The organism is Bacillota bacterium (assembly GCA_018818595.1).
Lineage (GTDB): Bacteria > Bacillota_I > Bacilli_A > Izemoplasmatales > Hujiaoplasmataceae > JAHIRM01.
The window spans coordinates 32,190-45,721 of record JAHIRM010000005.1 but is presented as its reverse complement, the minus strand read 5'-3'; the positions used below and the strand labels follow the sequence as shown (position 1 = coordinate 45,721).

The window sequence follows — 13,532 nt, the reverse complement described above, 5'->3', positions numbered from 1 at the left end:
AGGCGATATTATGTTAGATTTAAAAACAATTAAAGATGATACTAAAAAAATAATACAATTACTTAGTAGACGCGGAGGCGATTTTTCGTATCTTTATGATCTTCTTGAAAAAGATCAAAAACGAAGAGTTGCCATTCAAAATGTCGAAATATTAAAAGCGAAGAAAAATGAAGTATCTCGCAATGTTGGAAAGTATAAAAGAGAAGGGTTAGATATTGAACCCATCTTACAAGAAGTTGAAAATTGTTCTTTGGAGATAAAAGCTCTTGATGAAATGATTACTTTATACGATGAAGAAATCAAACAAACATTACTTTTAACACCAAACATTCCAGATGAGTTTATTCCAATTGGAAAAGATGACTCCATGAACAAAGAATTAAAAAAAGTATTCGAGCCAAAAAGGTTTGATTTTCCAATTAAAAGTCACTATGAACTGGGAGAAAGCTTAGACATACTAGACTTCAATAGAGCAAGCAAAATATCTGGAGCCCGATTCGTTATTTATAAAGGAATGGGAGCTAGATTAGAGCGTTGCTTAATTCAAATGATGATGGATTTGCATTCAAATGAACACGGATATACTGAAGTAATGCCACCCTACATTGTCAATGAAGCTTCAATGTATGCAACAGGACAATTTCCAAAATTTAAAGATGATGCTTTTAAATTATATGATGATCGCAATTTATATCTAAATCCAACCGCAGAAGTTCCAACAATTAATTTACATAGAGATGAAATTTTGAATGCAAATTTACTGCCAATTAAATATGTTTCATATACTACAGCTTTTCGTCAAGAGGCAGGTTCTGCCGGACGAGATACAAGGGGAATATTGAGGCAACATCAATTTAATAAAGTTGAATTGATTAAATTTACCAAACCAGAGGAATCAGCTATTGAACTAGAAAAAATGCTTGAAAACTCAGAAAAAGTATTGAAATTACTTGAAATTCCTTATCGAGTCATGGAACTGTGTACTGGAGATTTAGGCTTTTCGATGCGAAAGACATATGATATTGAAGTATGGTTACCCTCAGAAAATAAATATCGAGAAATCGGTTCTATTTCTAATGCAGAAGATTATCAAGCTAGAAGAGCAAACATCAAGTTTAGAAGAGAAAACGACGCTAAACTTGAATATGTACACACTCTAAATGGGTCAGGGTTAGCAGTAGGAAGAACCGTAATTGCTATTATGGAAAATTACCAACAAAAAGATGGGACAATTCTCGTTCCAAAAATACTACAAAGTTATATGGGAATTGACGTTATTAAATAAAAACAAGAGGCTAATTTAAGCCTCTTGTTTTTATTTTAAATTATCTTGAATCTTTTTTAATATTTGGAGGTAGGTTTCTTTTGAAGTATTTCCAGCATTATTAATGAAATCAATTTCAACACCATCATTATGATATCTTGGAATCAAATGCAAATGAAAGTGAAAAACAGTTTGTAATGGTTTTTCAGTATTAATTAATACATTAAGCCCGATAGGATTAAAAGCATTTTTTATTGCATTTGCAATTTTTGGAACCACTCTAAATACATTTGCAGCAACATCTTCGTTAATATCATACAGATTTTTGTAATGTTCTTTTGAAATAATTAAGGTGTGACCTTTTGTTGCTTGAGATATATCTAAAATCGCAATGATTTTATCATCCTCATAAATTTTGTAAGTTGGAATTTCTCCGTTTAAAATTCGACAAAAAACACATTCCATTACGTTTCCTCCTTGTTATACTCTTCTACGAGTAATATTAAGTCTATATAATTTTTAATCCAAAAATTTGGATGTAAAGCCAATAGTTCTTCTCTTTTAATTGACCAGTCTAAGCCGCAAGTTAAAATTCCAGCATTAAATCCTGCAAGAATATCAGAAGAGCTGTCTCCAATCATTATAGCTTCTTGGTGATTAAAACAACTTAATGCTTTATAGATGGATTCTGGATGAGGCTTATGATGAGTTACATCATCTAAACCAATCAATACATCAATCCATTCATCAATTTTAAAATGTTTCAAAGATGGAAGAGCTGAAACACGGAATTTTGTGGTTACAATTCCGATGTGGAAGCCCTTTTTTTTAAAATATTCTAGCATAAAAAGGACACTCGGGTAAATATCAATATATTTAAATTCTAAATCAGTGTATATTTGACGATACGTTTCAATTGCATTTTGAATGATGAATTGATCTTTCGAAATCATTTGAAAGGTTTCAAAAAGAGGAGGGCCTACTAAGGCAATTAATTCTTCTTTTGAAAATACCCTTTTAGGAAGATAAGTTTGTAACGTTAAACGAAATGTTTCAATAATCAAATCATTTGAATCAATTAAAGTACCGTCTAAATCAAAGAGTAATGTATCTATTTTCGCCATAATATCACCAAATTAATTATAACAGAAATTGTGGTTTTTTTGTAAAGTATTTCATTAGACGCTTGAATGAATAGCGTTCTGTTTCTTAGTATGATATAATGAACTAGGTGATTTTGTGAAAAAAACAATGATGATTTTTAATCCAAAAAGCGGTAAACAAAATTTCAAATCCAAATTAGACTACGTCATTAATCGTTTGAAAGACAACGACTATGACGTTGTTGTCTTTGAGACAAAATACCCAGGACAAGCTACTGAATTATCTCAAATTGCTTGTAAAGAACTTTATGAAGTATTAATTATCGTTGGAGGAGATGGGACCTTTAACGAATGTGTCAATGGGCTTATGGATTTTGATGAAAAACCATTTATCGGATATATTCCAGCAGGAACTTGTTGCGATATAGGAACTACTTTAGGAATATCTAGGAACGTTGAAAAAGCATTAACAAATATATTAACCAATAAAACAGTAAAAATGGATGTTGTTAAATCAAATGACAGATATTTTTGTTATGTGTCGGGCAATGGAGCTTTTATTGATATAAGTTATGTTACTGATTCAAAATTAAAAAGAAAAATAGGTTATTTTGCTTACTTAATTAAAGGGGCAGAAGAACTTTTTACAATTCCAAGGATTCGTACTAGAGTCATTCATGATAACGGAGAATTTAAAGGAATATTCTCCTTGATGTTAATCATTAATTCCAAAAGAGTTGCTGGAGTAAATATGATTTATAAGCCAAGTTTAGATGACGGACTCGTTGATGTCGTTTTATATCGTCATTTATTTCCTTTAAACTCAATTATTTATTTTGTTTCATTTTTATTACCGTTTTGGTCAACACCACTTGTGAAACGATTTAAAACAAGTTCATTAAAAATAGTAACAAATACAAAATCTAGATGGAACGTTGATGGAGAATCTGGCGGAGTAGGCAATCAAGATATTAAAGTGTGTAAACAAGCCGTATCGATTATTATTCCAGATAAGGTTCGAAAAAAATATTTTAAAAACCAAAGGAAAAGTGAAGTAAGTGTTTAAAGAAGTTATCGTAGTTGAAGGCATACACGATATGCAACGTCTTCAAAGCATCTACCCAGAGATAGAATGTATTATCACTGGAGGAAGCGAAATAAGTAATAACAGTCTGGATATTATTCAAAAAGTTAGCTTAAATCGAGGAGTTATTTTATTTTTAGATCCTGATTTTCCAGGAAAACAAATAACTAACAAAATAGTAGCTCGCAAAGGAAATTATAAGATTGCGTTTTTAGCTCAAGCCAAAGCGATTAGTAAAAACAAAAAAAAGGTTGGGATTGAACATGCAAGTACTGCAGATATTAAGGAAAGCTTAGACCATTTATTTTCTATTCAGTACCAAATCGAAAATACAGTTACTCTTGAAGATTTAATGCAAAGAAAGCTTGTAAATTATCCAGAATCCGCTATGAAAAGACAAATGATTTGCAATGTGTTAAATCTGCCTATTTGCAATGGAAAAACGTTTTTAAAATTAACAAAGATGCTAAATATTTCAATATCTCAGATAGATGAAGTGATAAAATGAAGAAAATAGGAACACAGTCTGAAGTAGCACAAACAGTAAGAGATAACGAGTTTAGAATCAAAAAACATTATGGACAAAATTTTTTAGTTGATCAAAACATTCTTGAGAACATTATTAAAAGATCAAAAATCACTAAAGAAACATTTGTTATTGAAATCGGTCCTGGGTTTGGGTCTTTAACTGAAAAACTCGTCAAAACCGCAAGTCAAGTATTAGCATATGAAATAGATCGAGATTTAATTCCTATTTTGAATGACAATTTTTGTGATGTTGATAACTTAATTCTAGTTAATGAGGATATCTTAAAAATAGATATCGATAAAGATATTGAAAAATACATAAAAAACGAAGAAGATATTGTTGTAATTAGCAATCTTCCTTACTACATTACGACGCCAATCTTAATGAAGTTTCTTGAAACATCAAAAAGAGTAAAAAAATTGGTATTAATGATGCAGTATGAGGTCGCAAAAAGAATCACTTCAGCTCCAAATACAAAAGATTACAACGCGCTTAGTGTTGTCATACAGTATCGCGCTCATACTTCGATTTTGTTTAAAGTTCCAAAAACGGTATTTATTCCAGCTCCAAACGTTGATTCGGCTGTAATTTTAGTAGAATTAAAGAATGATGAAGAAAAATTCAAAATAGATGAATCTTTCTTTTTTGCTTTTGTTCATTTTGCTTTTGCGCAAAGAAGAAAAACACTTATCAATAATTTGCTTCAAGGTTATCCAAATCAAAACAGAATTTATTTTGAAGCATTGCTGACAAACCAAAAACTAAATTTAACCGTTCGGGCAGAAGCTCTCTCTTTAGAGCAATTGCTTGAGCTTGCAAACGCTCTTCAATTAGATGAAAAATAATTAGTAGAAGAAAAAAAATGCTATTGAGCTTTTTTTCTTCTTTTTTTATCTTTCCTATGATATTATTTAGTGTGTAACAGTTTACATAAAAAGGAGATTGTTCTAATGTATAAAAAAATTATCATACTTATGATGATGTTTAGTGCCACAATCGCACTTATAGGGTGTGATCAAACAACTACAACAACAACTTCATCGGATATAACTACAACAACAACGTCGTCTTCGTTAACTTCAACTTCATCTACAACAGTATCCTCGGGAGTTACTACAAGTTTGATTGACTTAATTCCTACAGAATGTCAACAGTTAGAAATAACTGATGGTTGGGTTCCTGTTTGGTGTGACGAATTTAGTTATACGGGAGGAATTGATTTGACAAAATGGAGTTACCAAACCGGTGGTGGAGGTTATGGAAATAATGAATTACAATATTACACAGATCGAGAAGAAAATTTATATGTAGATGGGAATAATTTGCTTATTAAAGCTCTATATGAAGACTATGAATACTATGAATATACTTCGGCAAAGATTTGGACTGTTAATACTGAAAGTTGGAAATACGGTAAATTTGAGATGAGAGCTATGATTCCTTATGGGACCGGTACTTGGCCTGCTTTTTGGATGATGCCTAGCACTTTTAAATATGGCGGGTGGCCAGATAGTGGAGAAATTGATATCATGGAACACGTAGGATATGATATGAATGTTGTCCATGGTACCATTCATACTGAACGTTTTGCGGGTTCAAATGGTAGAGGAGGAAGTACAACATCACTAATAACTGATGGAACAATTACTTCGATCGATGTTGCAAACGAATTTCATACCTATGGAATCATTTGGGATGAAACAAGCATTACTTGGTACTATGATGGTTATGAATTTGCAAGCGTAGGATACAATCCATATTTGACAGGGACTACTTCGTACGATACAACAGTTGACTGGCCTTTTGATCAATCTTTTTACTTGATATTAAACTTAGCAATTGGTGGAAATTGGGGCGGAGTTGAAGGAGTAGATGCCTTGATATTTCCTGCGACCTATACCATAGATTATGTTAGAGTATATCAACAGGATTATATAACAGGAGACACTTCTTCCCCGGGCGTTATCTCAAATCCTCAAGTATTTAATGTTAGTGGAAAACACGCGTATTTAATATGGGACGAAGCACAAGACGATAAAAATATTAAATTGTATGAAGTGTATGTGAACAACGTCTTGTTTGATAAAACCTCTGTTCCAGGAGTTTTATTTACAAATTTAATAGAAGATTCAGATAATTATATAAAGATTATTGCTATGGATTACTCCGGTAAGTTTTCTGATATTTTTGAAACCGTTATTACAACGTAAATAATTTCTTTAAGTAAAAATCTTTTCTGTTGACCATGAAAACTTAATACTTTTTAGATGTAGCGATTGTATTTTTCGCTACATCTTTTATTTAAAGAAGATTGAATAGTTGTTTATAAATTTTAAAATATAATATTGGGGCAAAAAAATGATTACTCATTAATTTAGTACTCATGATATAATTGTGTTTGTAGTAAGACAAGGAAGTAATACTAGATCGAAAAAGTAGGAGAACGCATATGAAAAAATTGATTGAAGTAGACAATGAAATTGCATTACTAATTCACAAAGAGCTAGAAAGACAACAATCTCATATCGAATTAATCGCATCAGAAAACTTTGTTTCTGAAGCAGTTTTGAGTGCAGATGGAAGTGTGTTGACAAATAAATACGCTGAAGGATATCCCGGCAAAAGATATTATGGAGGTTGTGAATTTGTTGATGAAGTTGAAACACTCGCTAGAGATAGGGTAAAAGAATTATTTAAAGTAAAATTCGCAAATGTTCAAGCGCATTCTGGATCAACTGCAAATATGGCGGCTTATCGAGCTGTATTAGAGGCAGGAGACATAGTTATGGGAATGGCTCTTGATCAGGGGGGACATTTAACACATGGACATCCCCTTAATTTTAGTGGAATTGATTATGAATTTCATCCTTATTTTGTGAATAAGAACACCGAAATGATAGATTATGATGATCTAGCAAGACAAGCATTAGAAATAAAACCAAAATTAATTGTCGCAGGCGCAAGTGCATACCCAAGAACATTAGATTTCAAACGCTTTAGAGAAATCGCAGATTCTGTTGGAGCATTATTGATGGTTGATATGGCCCATATTGCAGGGCTTGTTGCAGCTAAGCTTCATCCAAATCCTTGTGAAGTTGCGGATATTGTTACTTCCACAACACATAAAACATTACGAGGGCCTCGAGGTGGAATTATTCTTACGAATAACGAAGAGATTGCAAAAAAAGTTGATAAAGTGATATTTCCCGGAATTCAAGGCGGACCTTTAATGCATATTATTGCAGCAAAAGCAGTCGCTTTTAAAGAAGCGTTGACCGAAGAATTTAATGAATATCAAAGACAAGTAGTTAAAAATGCTAAAGCATTTGCAAATAAATTTATGGAATTAGGATACCACGTGGTGTCTCAAGGTACCGATAATCACTTATTATTATTAGATGTTTTATCAAAAACGAATTTAACAGGTAAAAAGGCTGAAAATTTACTGGATAGTGTCAATATAACTTGTAATAAGAATACGATTCCTTATGACACTCAAAAACCATTTATTGCTAGCGGAATTAGACTTGGAACCCCGGCGATGACTACAAGAGGCTTTAACGAAACTGACTTTGAAGAGGTCGCAATTTTGATTGATAATGCATTAAGCAATCCAACAAATATCGAGATTTTAACAGACGTGATAAGACGAGTAAAAATACTTACTGATAACCACCCATTACCATATCAAAATGAATAAAATTCTTGTTTGCATTGAAGATGGATTGCTTAGCATTCGAATAAACCGATTACTGACAGATAAAAGAATTTCATTTGATTTGGTAAAGCATCCAATCAAAAAAGAAGATTTGATGAGATATAGTACTTTAGTAGTTCATTCTTCCTACAGATTGATAGGACTTCATCCATTTATTGAAAATCTATTAATTTTAAATGTGATTCCAATTATATATATTTCTATGAATTCAGGATCGGGAAATTTTCACAAATTTATGAATCACCCTAATTTTATGCAAATCGAAGAATTAAAAATGGATATTGAACTGCCACTAGTTCTTTCTCTTTTTTCGAAGAGATTGAACGAAACCGAAAAACTGATTCAAGAAAACAAAAAATTGTCTTCACAACTTTTAACAGAAAAGATTATGAGTAAATGTAAGAAATACCTTATGAGTTTAGGGCTTTCAGAGAATGAATCCCATCAAAAAATTATTCAGATTGCTATGAATAACCAAATAAGTAAGTATGATGCTTGTGGCTTTATTTTAAAAGAAAAAAAGATAAAAGATATTGATTAATATTAGAAACCGAGTATAATGAACCCTAAATATAAAAGACAATGGCGTCTTTTAAAAACGAAAGGTTGTAACGGGCTTAAGAGTGCGTTTGCATTGTCTTCAGGCGTTATAAGAAAAGAAAAATGATTAAAAGGACAAAAGAAGAAATTTTAAGAAATGCTTTAGAAGAAAACGTTAGATACATTCGATTAATGTTTACTGACATTAATGGAACCATTAAAAGCGTTGAAGTACCTGTAGGAAGATTGGAAACAGCACTAGATGGAAAAGTAATGTTTGATGGATCTTCTATAGAGGGTTTTGTTAGAATTATGGAAGCGGACATGTATTTGCGCCCAGATTATAATACGTGGTTAATTCTTAACTGGGAAGAAACGACATATGGAAAAGTTGCTAGACTTATTTGTGATGTTTATACTCCAAATGGAAAAGCATCTGATGCAGATCCAAGATCAAATTTAAAACGAGTAGCTTTAAAAATGAAAAAATTAGGTTTTTCTACATTGAACATCGGATTTGAACCAGAATTTTTCCTTTTTAAACTAGATGAAAAAGGCGAAATTACAATGGATGTTACTGATAATGGTGGATATTTTGATTTATCACCAATGGATGGTGCTGGAGACTGCAGAAGAGATATTGTTTTGGAATTAGAACGAATTGGATTTACAATGGAGGCTTCTCATCATGAAGTGGCCCCAGGACAAAACGAAATTAACTTTCAATTTTCAAATATTGTTGAAGCGTGTGATAATGTACAAACATTTAAGTTGGTTGTAAAAAACATCGCAAGAAGACATGGTCTTCATGCGACGTTTATGCCAAAACCGATTGCTAAAATAAACGGATCTGGAATGCATACAAATTGTTCTTTAGCTGATTTAGATGGAAACAATGCATTTTATGATTCTAAAGATCCAATGGGGCTAAGTCTTATTTGTCGTCAATGGTTAACTGGAATTTTAACACATTCTAGAAGTTTTTGTGCTATAACCAATCCTACAGTTAATTCTTACAAACGATTGGTTCCAGGATATGAAGCTCCTTGTTATGTGTCTTGGTCTGAACACAATAGGAGTGTAATGGTACGAATTCCTGCCACAAGAGGTTTAACAACCAGAACTGAAATTAGAAGTGTTGATACTTCTTCGAATCCTTATTTAGCTATGGCAGTTATTTTAGCAGCTGGATTAGATGGAATTGAAAACAATCTTCCACTTATTGGGCCTGTAAATGAAAACCTATTCGAAAAGACGGCAGAAGAAAGAAAAGCACTTGGTGTTAAAAATTTACCAGATAATTTAAAGGAAGCACTAGATGTTTTAAAAGAAGACGATTTGATTAAAGAAGCTTTAGGCAACCATATTTTTGAAAAATTTGTTGAATTAAAAACGAGAGAATGGGACGAATTTAGAAGCGCGGTTACAGAGTGGGAAATTAAAAGATACATAAAAGTAATCTAAAAATATAAGATGCTCTTCATTTTTTGAAAAGCATCTTTTTTACTTTATCATATTCATGATATAATGATTCAATAGGGGTGATATAATGACTTATAAATCGAAGTTTGCGAATGCAGATATTGATTTACTATTTGATGCCATTTTACTGTTAAAAGAAAAAGACGAATGTTATCGTTTTTTTGAGGATTTATGTACGATAAACGAGCTTCAAGAAATGGGGCAAAGAATTAAAGTCGCAAAAATGTTGCATGCAAAAATCCCTTATCAAATGATTGAATCTGAAACCCACGCATCTTCTGCAACGATTAGCCGAGTAAATAAATCTTTATTGTATGGAGCAGATGGCTATCATTACATCTTAAAAAAATTAGAAACCAAATAGTTATATAAAAAAGCGAAAATTAAAGTCTTTTCGCTTTTTTTAATAGATAATTTTTATTTTTATAAAGAAATAAACTTTTTTAAATCTTCTACAGTAAAAAAGTAATTTTTTTTGCAAAATTCACAGGTAATTTCAATTGGTTCGTTTTGCTTAATCATGTCTTCTATCTCGGATTTTCCGAGCGAAAAAATCCCTTTAGCAAATCGTTCTTGGTTGCAATCACAAATGTACTGAAGATTCATAGTTTCCATAAATTCGTGATTTCCTTTCGTGATTTCCTTTACGATTTCCTCCGGAGTAAATCCTGATTGAATTAAACTGCTGATTGATTTCATAGATAAAATATTAGTTTCTATCGTTTGGATAATTTCATCGGTTGCACCAGGTAAGACCTGAAGAATAAAGCCTCCACTTGCTAGAACGGAGTTATCATCATTTACCAATACTCCAAGGCCGACTGAAGATGGAATTTGTTCGCTCACCATAAAATAATAGGTAAAATCATCTCCTATTTCTCCGGTTTGTAATTTAGCACTAGATGTAAATAGTTCTTTGACTTTTAAATCTTTAGTTATGCGAATAAACCCATTAGTACCAACTACATAACCAACGGCCAATTTGTCTTCTTTAGTTGATGCATGTACATGAGGGTTTGTAATGAAACCTTTAACTTCTCCTTGAGCATTTGCTTTAGTGATGATTTTTCCAACCGGACCACTGCCATCAATTTGAATCAATAGCGTTTGATTTTCTTTAGACATTGCTCCCATGATAACTGAAGCAGTTAAAACTCTGCCAAATGCCGCTGTAGCAGCTGGCTATGAATCGTGAATTTTTCTCGCTTTTTCAACTAAATCAGTTGTTTTTGCAACGTAAATTCTCGCCATTCCATCAAAAGCAATCGCCTTTACTAAATAGTCTTGCATAATCATCACTTCCTGAAAAGTATTATATCATATTCCTATAATATTCAAATTGTTTTGTTTTTTATGAGAGCCTATTATATAATCATAATGAAAGTAGTTGATGGTATGAAATGGAAAATTGGAAACGTTGAGATTGCAAATCAAGTTGTGGTTGCTCCAATGGCTGGAGTAACAAATCAAGCGTTTCGATTAATTGTTAAAGAATTTGGTGCAGGATTAATTTACACTGAAATGATTTCAGATAAAGGGTTAGGATATAATAATCAAAAAACACTTGGAATGCTTTCAATAACCGATGAAGAAAAACCCATTTCTTTACAAATTTTTGGAAGTGACGTATCTAGTTTGGTAGAAGCCGCTAAAAGAATTGATATAGAAACCAATGCAGATATTATTGATATTAATATGGGATGTCCTGTCACAAAAGTTATTAAATCAGATTCGGGATCAAAGTTGTTGTTAGAACCTTTAAAAGTATATGAAATCGTATCTTCTATTGTTGCTTCGGTATCAAAACCGGTCACCGTAAAAATAAGAAGTGGATGGGATTTATCAAACGTGAATGCAGTAGAAGTTGCTAAGCAAATTGAAAGAGCAGGAGCTAGTGCAATCGCAATTCATGGAAGAACCAAAAGTCAAATGTATTCAGGAGAAGCAAACTGGGATATTATTAGACAAGTAAAAGAAGCGGTTAACATTCCCGTAATTGGGAATGGAGACATTTTAACTCCATACGATGCTTTGAAAATGTTAGAAGAAACAAAATGTGATGCAGTTATGATTGGAAGAGGAATTCTAGGTAACCCATGGATTATTAAACAAACAGTCGATTATTTAGAAACCGGAGTATTTAATGAAACGATTTTAGTCGAAGAGAAAAAAGAATGGTTATTTAAACATTTCGAAAAACTAATTCAACTAAAAGGGGAAAAAATAGCGGTTTTAGAAATGAGAAGTCATGGGCCTTGGTATTTAAAAGGGCTTAAGAACGCCTCGCTTACAAAAAATAAAATTGCAAATGCAAAAACAGAAAAAGAATTACGAAAAATACTAAATGAATTTTTTTCCGAATTAACTTAAATTAAAAAGCTCATTAGCAGACGCTAATGAGCTTTACCAATAAAAAAGGAACGTTTTTGGTTTACATAAATAGAGTTATTTGATATATTCTGAGTACTTCAAGTATTGAGATTCGTTTAATTCAACTGTGAAAAAAATTCCTTCATTTAGATATTCTGTTTCTAGTATATTTGCATTTTCTTTCAAAAAATTATAAATTTGACCTTTGTCAAATGGTAGAAGCATATGTACCTTATGAATATTAGGAAATAATGTTTTATTCATTAGTTCAAGCAATCGATCAAGATATATGTTTTTTAAAGCACTAACATAAATTGAAGGTTGAGTTTCTATAATAGGTAAGTCTTGACATAAGTCAATTTTATTATAAACATAAATCAACGGAATGTTTTCAATCCCCATTTCTTTTAAAACGAATTTGACTACTTCAATTTGTTTTAAAAAATGCGGGTTAGATAAGTCAATGACGTGAAGAATTAGAGACGCTTCTTTAATTTCTTCTAAAGTAGATTTAAAAGCTTCTATTAAATGATGTGGCAATTTTGAGATAAAACCCACGGTATCTGTTATTAAAAAAGAGTGATTATTTTCAAGCGTTATGTTTCTTGTTTGTGTTTCTAAAGTAGCAAATAACATATCTTTTTCAAACACGTATTTCTCTTGATTTACAATTGAAAACGAAAGAAGAGTGTTCATTAAAGTAGATTTTCCTGAATTAGTATATCCTGTCAATGCAACGGTTGGGATATCGGTTTTCTTCCGTTTTTCTCTTTGAGTTCTTCTAATAACAACCGCTTCTTTTAATTCGTGTTTTAATCTTGTAATATTATCTCTCAATAATCTTCGATCCAATTCTAATTGTTGTTCTCCGGGTCCTTTAGATCCTGTTCCACTTTTTTGCCTTGATAATGATTTGTATAAACCAATAACTCTTGGTAACATATACATGGATTGGGCTAATTCGACTTGCAACATTGCTTCTTTTGTTTTAGCTCTACTAGCAAAAATATCTAAGATTAGAATTGTTCGATCAATTACTTTAATTTCCAAAGCCTTTTCTAGATTTCGAATATGGCTAGGGCTTAATTCGTCATCAAAAACCACTACATTTGCATCTAAAGTGGTTATTAATTGTTTTAGTTCTTCAACTTTGCCTTTTCCAATATAAAAATTAGCAGTTGGAGAATCTGCTTTTTGAGTTAAAATAGACAATACTTCAATGTTACATGCTTCAGCTAAATTCTTTAATTCTTCCATTGAATCTTGAAACTCTTGGCGAAACCCGATATCTAAACCTACTAAAATTGCTTTTTCCATATTATCACCTTATCCATATTATATATCAAACTATTAGATATACCTAACAAATCAAAAAAAATAATCTATAAAAAAAACTTCAAATATGATATAATAAATCAACCATTTAGGAAAAATGAGGTACT

General features: G+C 31.7%; 13 protein-coding genes and 1 pseudogene. 10 read left to right on the top strand and 4 right to left on the bottom strand.

What is annotated here, in order from left to right; translation table 11 throughout:
* The first annotated feature begins 10 nt into the window (after positions 1-10).
* Positions 11-1,285, top strand: a complete 1,275-nt coding sequence (serS, locus tag KJ971_01170; GenBank protein MBU1144452.1) for a serine--tRNA ligase — start codon at positions 11-13, stop codon at positions 1,283-1,285.
* A 30-nt stretch (positions 1,286-1,315) separates the two neighbouring features.
* On the opposite strand, the gene KJ971_01165 is transcribed toward serS, so the two are convergent.
* Both KJ971_01165 and KJ971_01160 read right to left on the bottom strand, forming a co-directional pair.
* Positions 1,316-1,729 carry an HIT family protein gene (locus KJ971_01165; GenBank protein MBU1144451.1) on the bottom strand — a complete coding sequence of 138 codons (414 nt, stop codon included), beginning with the start codon at positions 1,727-1,729 and terminating at the stop codon, positions 1,316-1,318.
* Positions 1,729-2,388, bottom strand: coding sequence for an HAD-IA family hydrolase (locus KJ971_01160; GenBank protein ID MBU1144450.1), 660 nt, complete (start codon positions 2,386-2,388; stop codon positions 1,729-1,731). The genes KJ971_01165 and KJ971_01160 overlap by 1 nt, the downstream gene beginning before the upstream one ends.
* 115 nt (positions 2,389-2,503) lie before the next feature.
* Between KJ971_01160 and KJ971_01155 the strand changes: the two genes are divergently transcribed.
* From KJ971_01155 to KJ971_01120, 8 genes are all read left to right on the top strand, one after another.
* Positions 2,504-3,433, top strand: a complete 930-nt coding sequence (locus KJ971_01155; protein MBU1144449.1) for a diacylglycerol kinase family lipid kinase — start codon at positions 2,504-2,506, stop codon at positions 3,431-3,433.
* Positions 3,426-3,959 carry a ribonuclease M5 gene (rnmV, locus tag KJ971_01150; GenBank protein ID MBU1144448.1) on the top strand — a complete coding sequence of 178 codons (534 nt, stop codon included), beginning with the start codon at positions 3,426-3,428 and terminating at the stop codon, positions 3,957-3,959. The genes KJ971_01155 and rnmV overlap by 8 nt, the downstream gene beginning before the upstream one ends.
* Positions 3,956-4,825, top strand: coding sequence for a 16S rRNA (adenine(1518)-N(6)/adenine(1519)-N(6))-dimethyltransferase RsmA (rsmA, locus tag KJ971_01145; protein ID MBU1144447.1), 870 nt, complete (start codon positions 3,956-3,958; stop codon positions 4,823-4,825). Before rnmV ends, rsmA begins: the two co-directional genes overlap by 4 nt.
* Positions 4,826-4,930: 105 nt before the next feature.
* The gene (locus tag KJ971_01140; GenBank protein ID MBU1144446.1) at positions 4,931-6,190 is read left to right on the top strand and encodes a glycoside hydrolase family 16 protein; all 1,260 of its coding nucleotides are present in this window, start codon (positions 4,931-4,933) and stop codon (positions 6,188-6,190) included.
* Between the two features lie 239 nt (positions 6,191-6,429).
* Positions 6,430-7,680 carry a serine hydroxymethyltransferase gene (locus tag KJ971_01135; protein ID MBU1144445.1) on the top strand — a complete coding sequence of 417 codons (1,251 nt, stop codon included), beginning with the start codon at positions 6,430-6,432 and terminating at the stop codon, positions 7,678-7,680.
* Entirely contained in the window at positions 7,673-8,239 is a 567-nt protein-coding gene (locus tag KJ971_01130; protein MBU1144444.1) for a hypothetical protein, read from the top strand. The genes KJ971_01135 and KJ971_01130 overlap by 8 nt, the downstream gene beginning before the upstream one ends.
* Positions 8,240-8,361: 122 nt before the next feature.
* On the top strand, positions 8,362-9,702 hold the full coding sequence (glnA, locus tag KJ971_01125) for a type I glutamate--ammonia ligase (GenBank protein MBU1144443.1): 1,341 nt from the start codon (positions 8,362-8,364) through the stop codon (positions 9,700-9,702).
* A gap of 85 nt (positions 9,703-9,787) precedes the next feature.
* Positions 9,788-10,084, top strand: a complete 297-nt coding sequence (locus KJ971_01120) for a TrpR-like protein YerC/YecD (GenBank protein MBU1144442.1) — start codon at positions 9,788-9,790, stop codon at positions 10,082-10,084.
* A 59-nt stretch (positions 10,085-10,143) separates the two neighbouring features.
* Here KJ971_01120 and hslO read toward each other — a convergent pair.
* Positions 10,144-11,010: pseudogene (hslO, locus tag KJ971_01115) on the bottom strand (Hsp33 family molecular chaperone HslO).
* Positions 11,011-11,115: 105 nt separating this feature from the next.
* Between hslO and dusB the strand changes: the two are divergent.
* The gene (dusB, locus tag KJ971_01110; GenBank protein MBU1144441.1) at positions 11,116-12,090 is read left to right on the top strand and encodes a tRNA dihydrouridine synthase DusB; all 975 of its coding nucleotides are present in this window, start codon (positions 11,116-11,118) and stop codon (positions 12,088-12,090) included.
* A gap of 75 nt (positions 12,091-12,165) precedes the next feature.
* Here dusB and hflX read toward each other — a convergent pair whose 3' ends face one another.
* On the bottom strand, positions 12,166-13,407 hold the full coding sequence (gene hflX / locus KJ971_01105; GenBank protein ID MBU1144440.1) for a GTPase HflX: 1,242 nt from the start codon (positions 13,405-13,407) through the stop codon (positions 12,166-12,168).
* Positions 13,408-13,532: the final 125 nt, after the last annotated feature.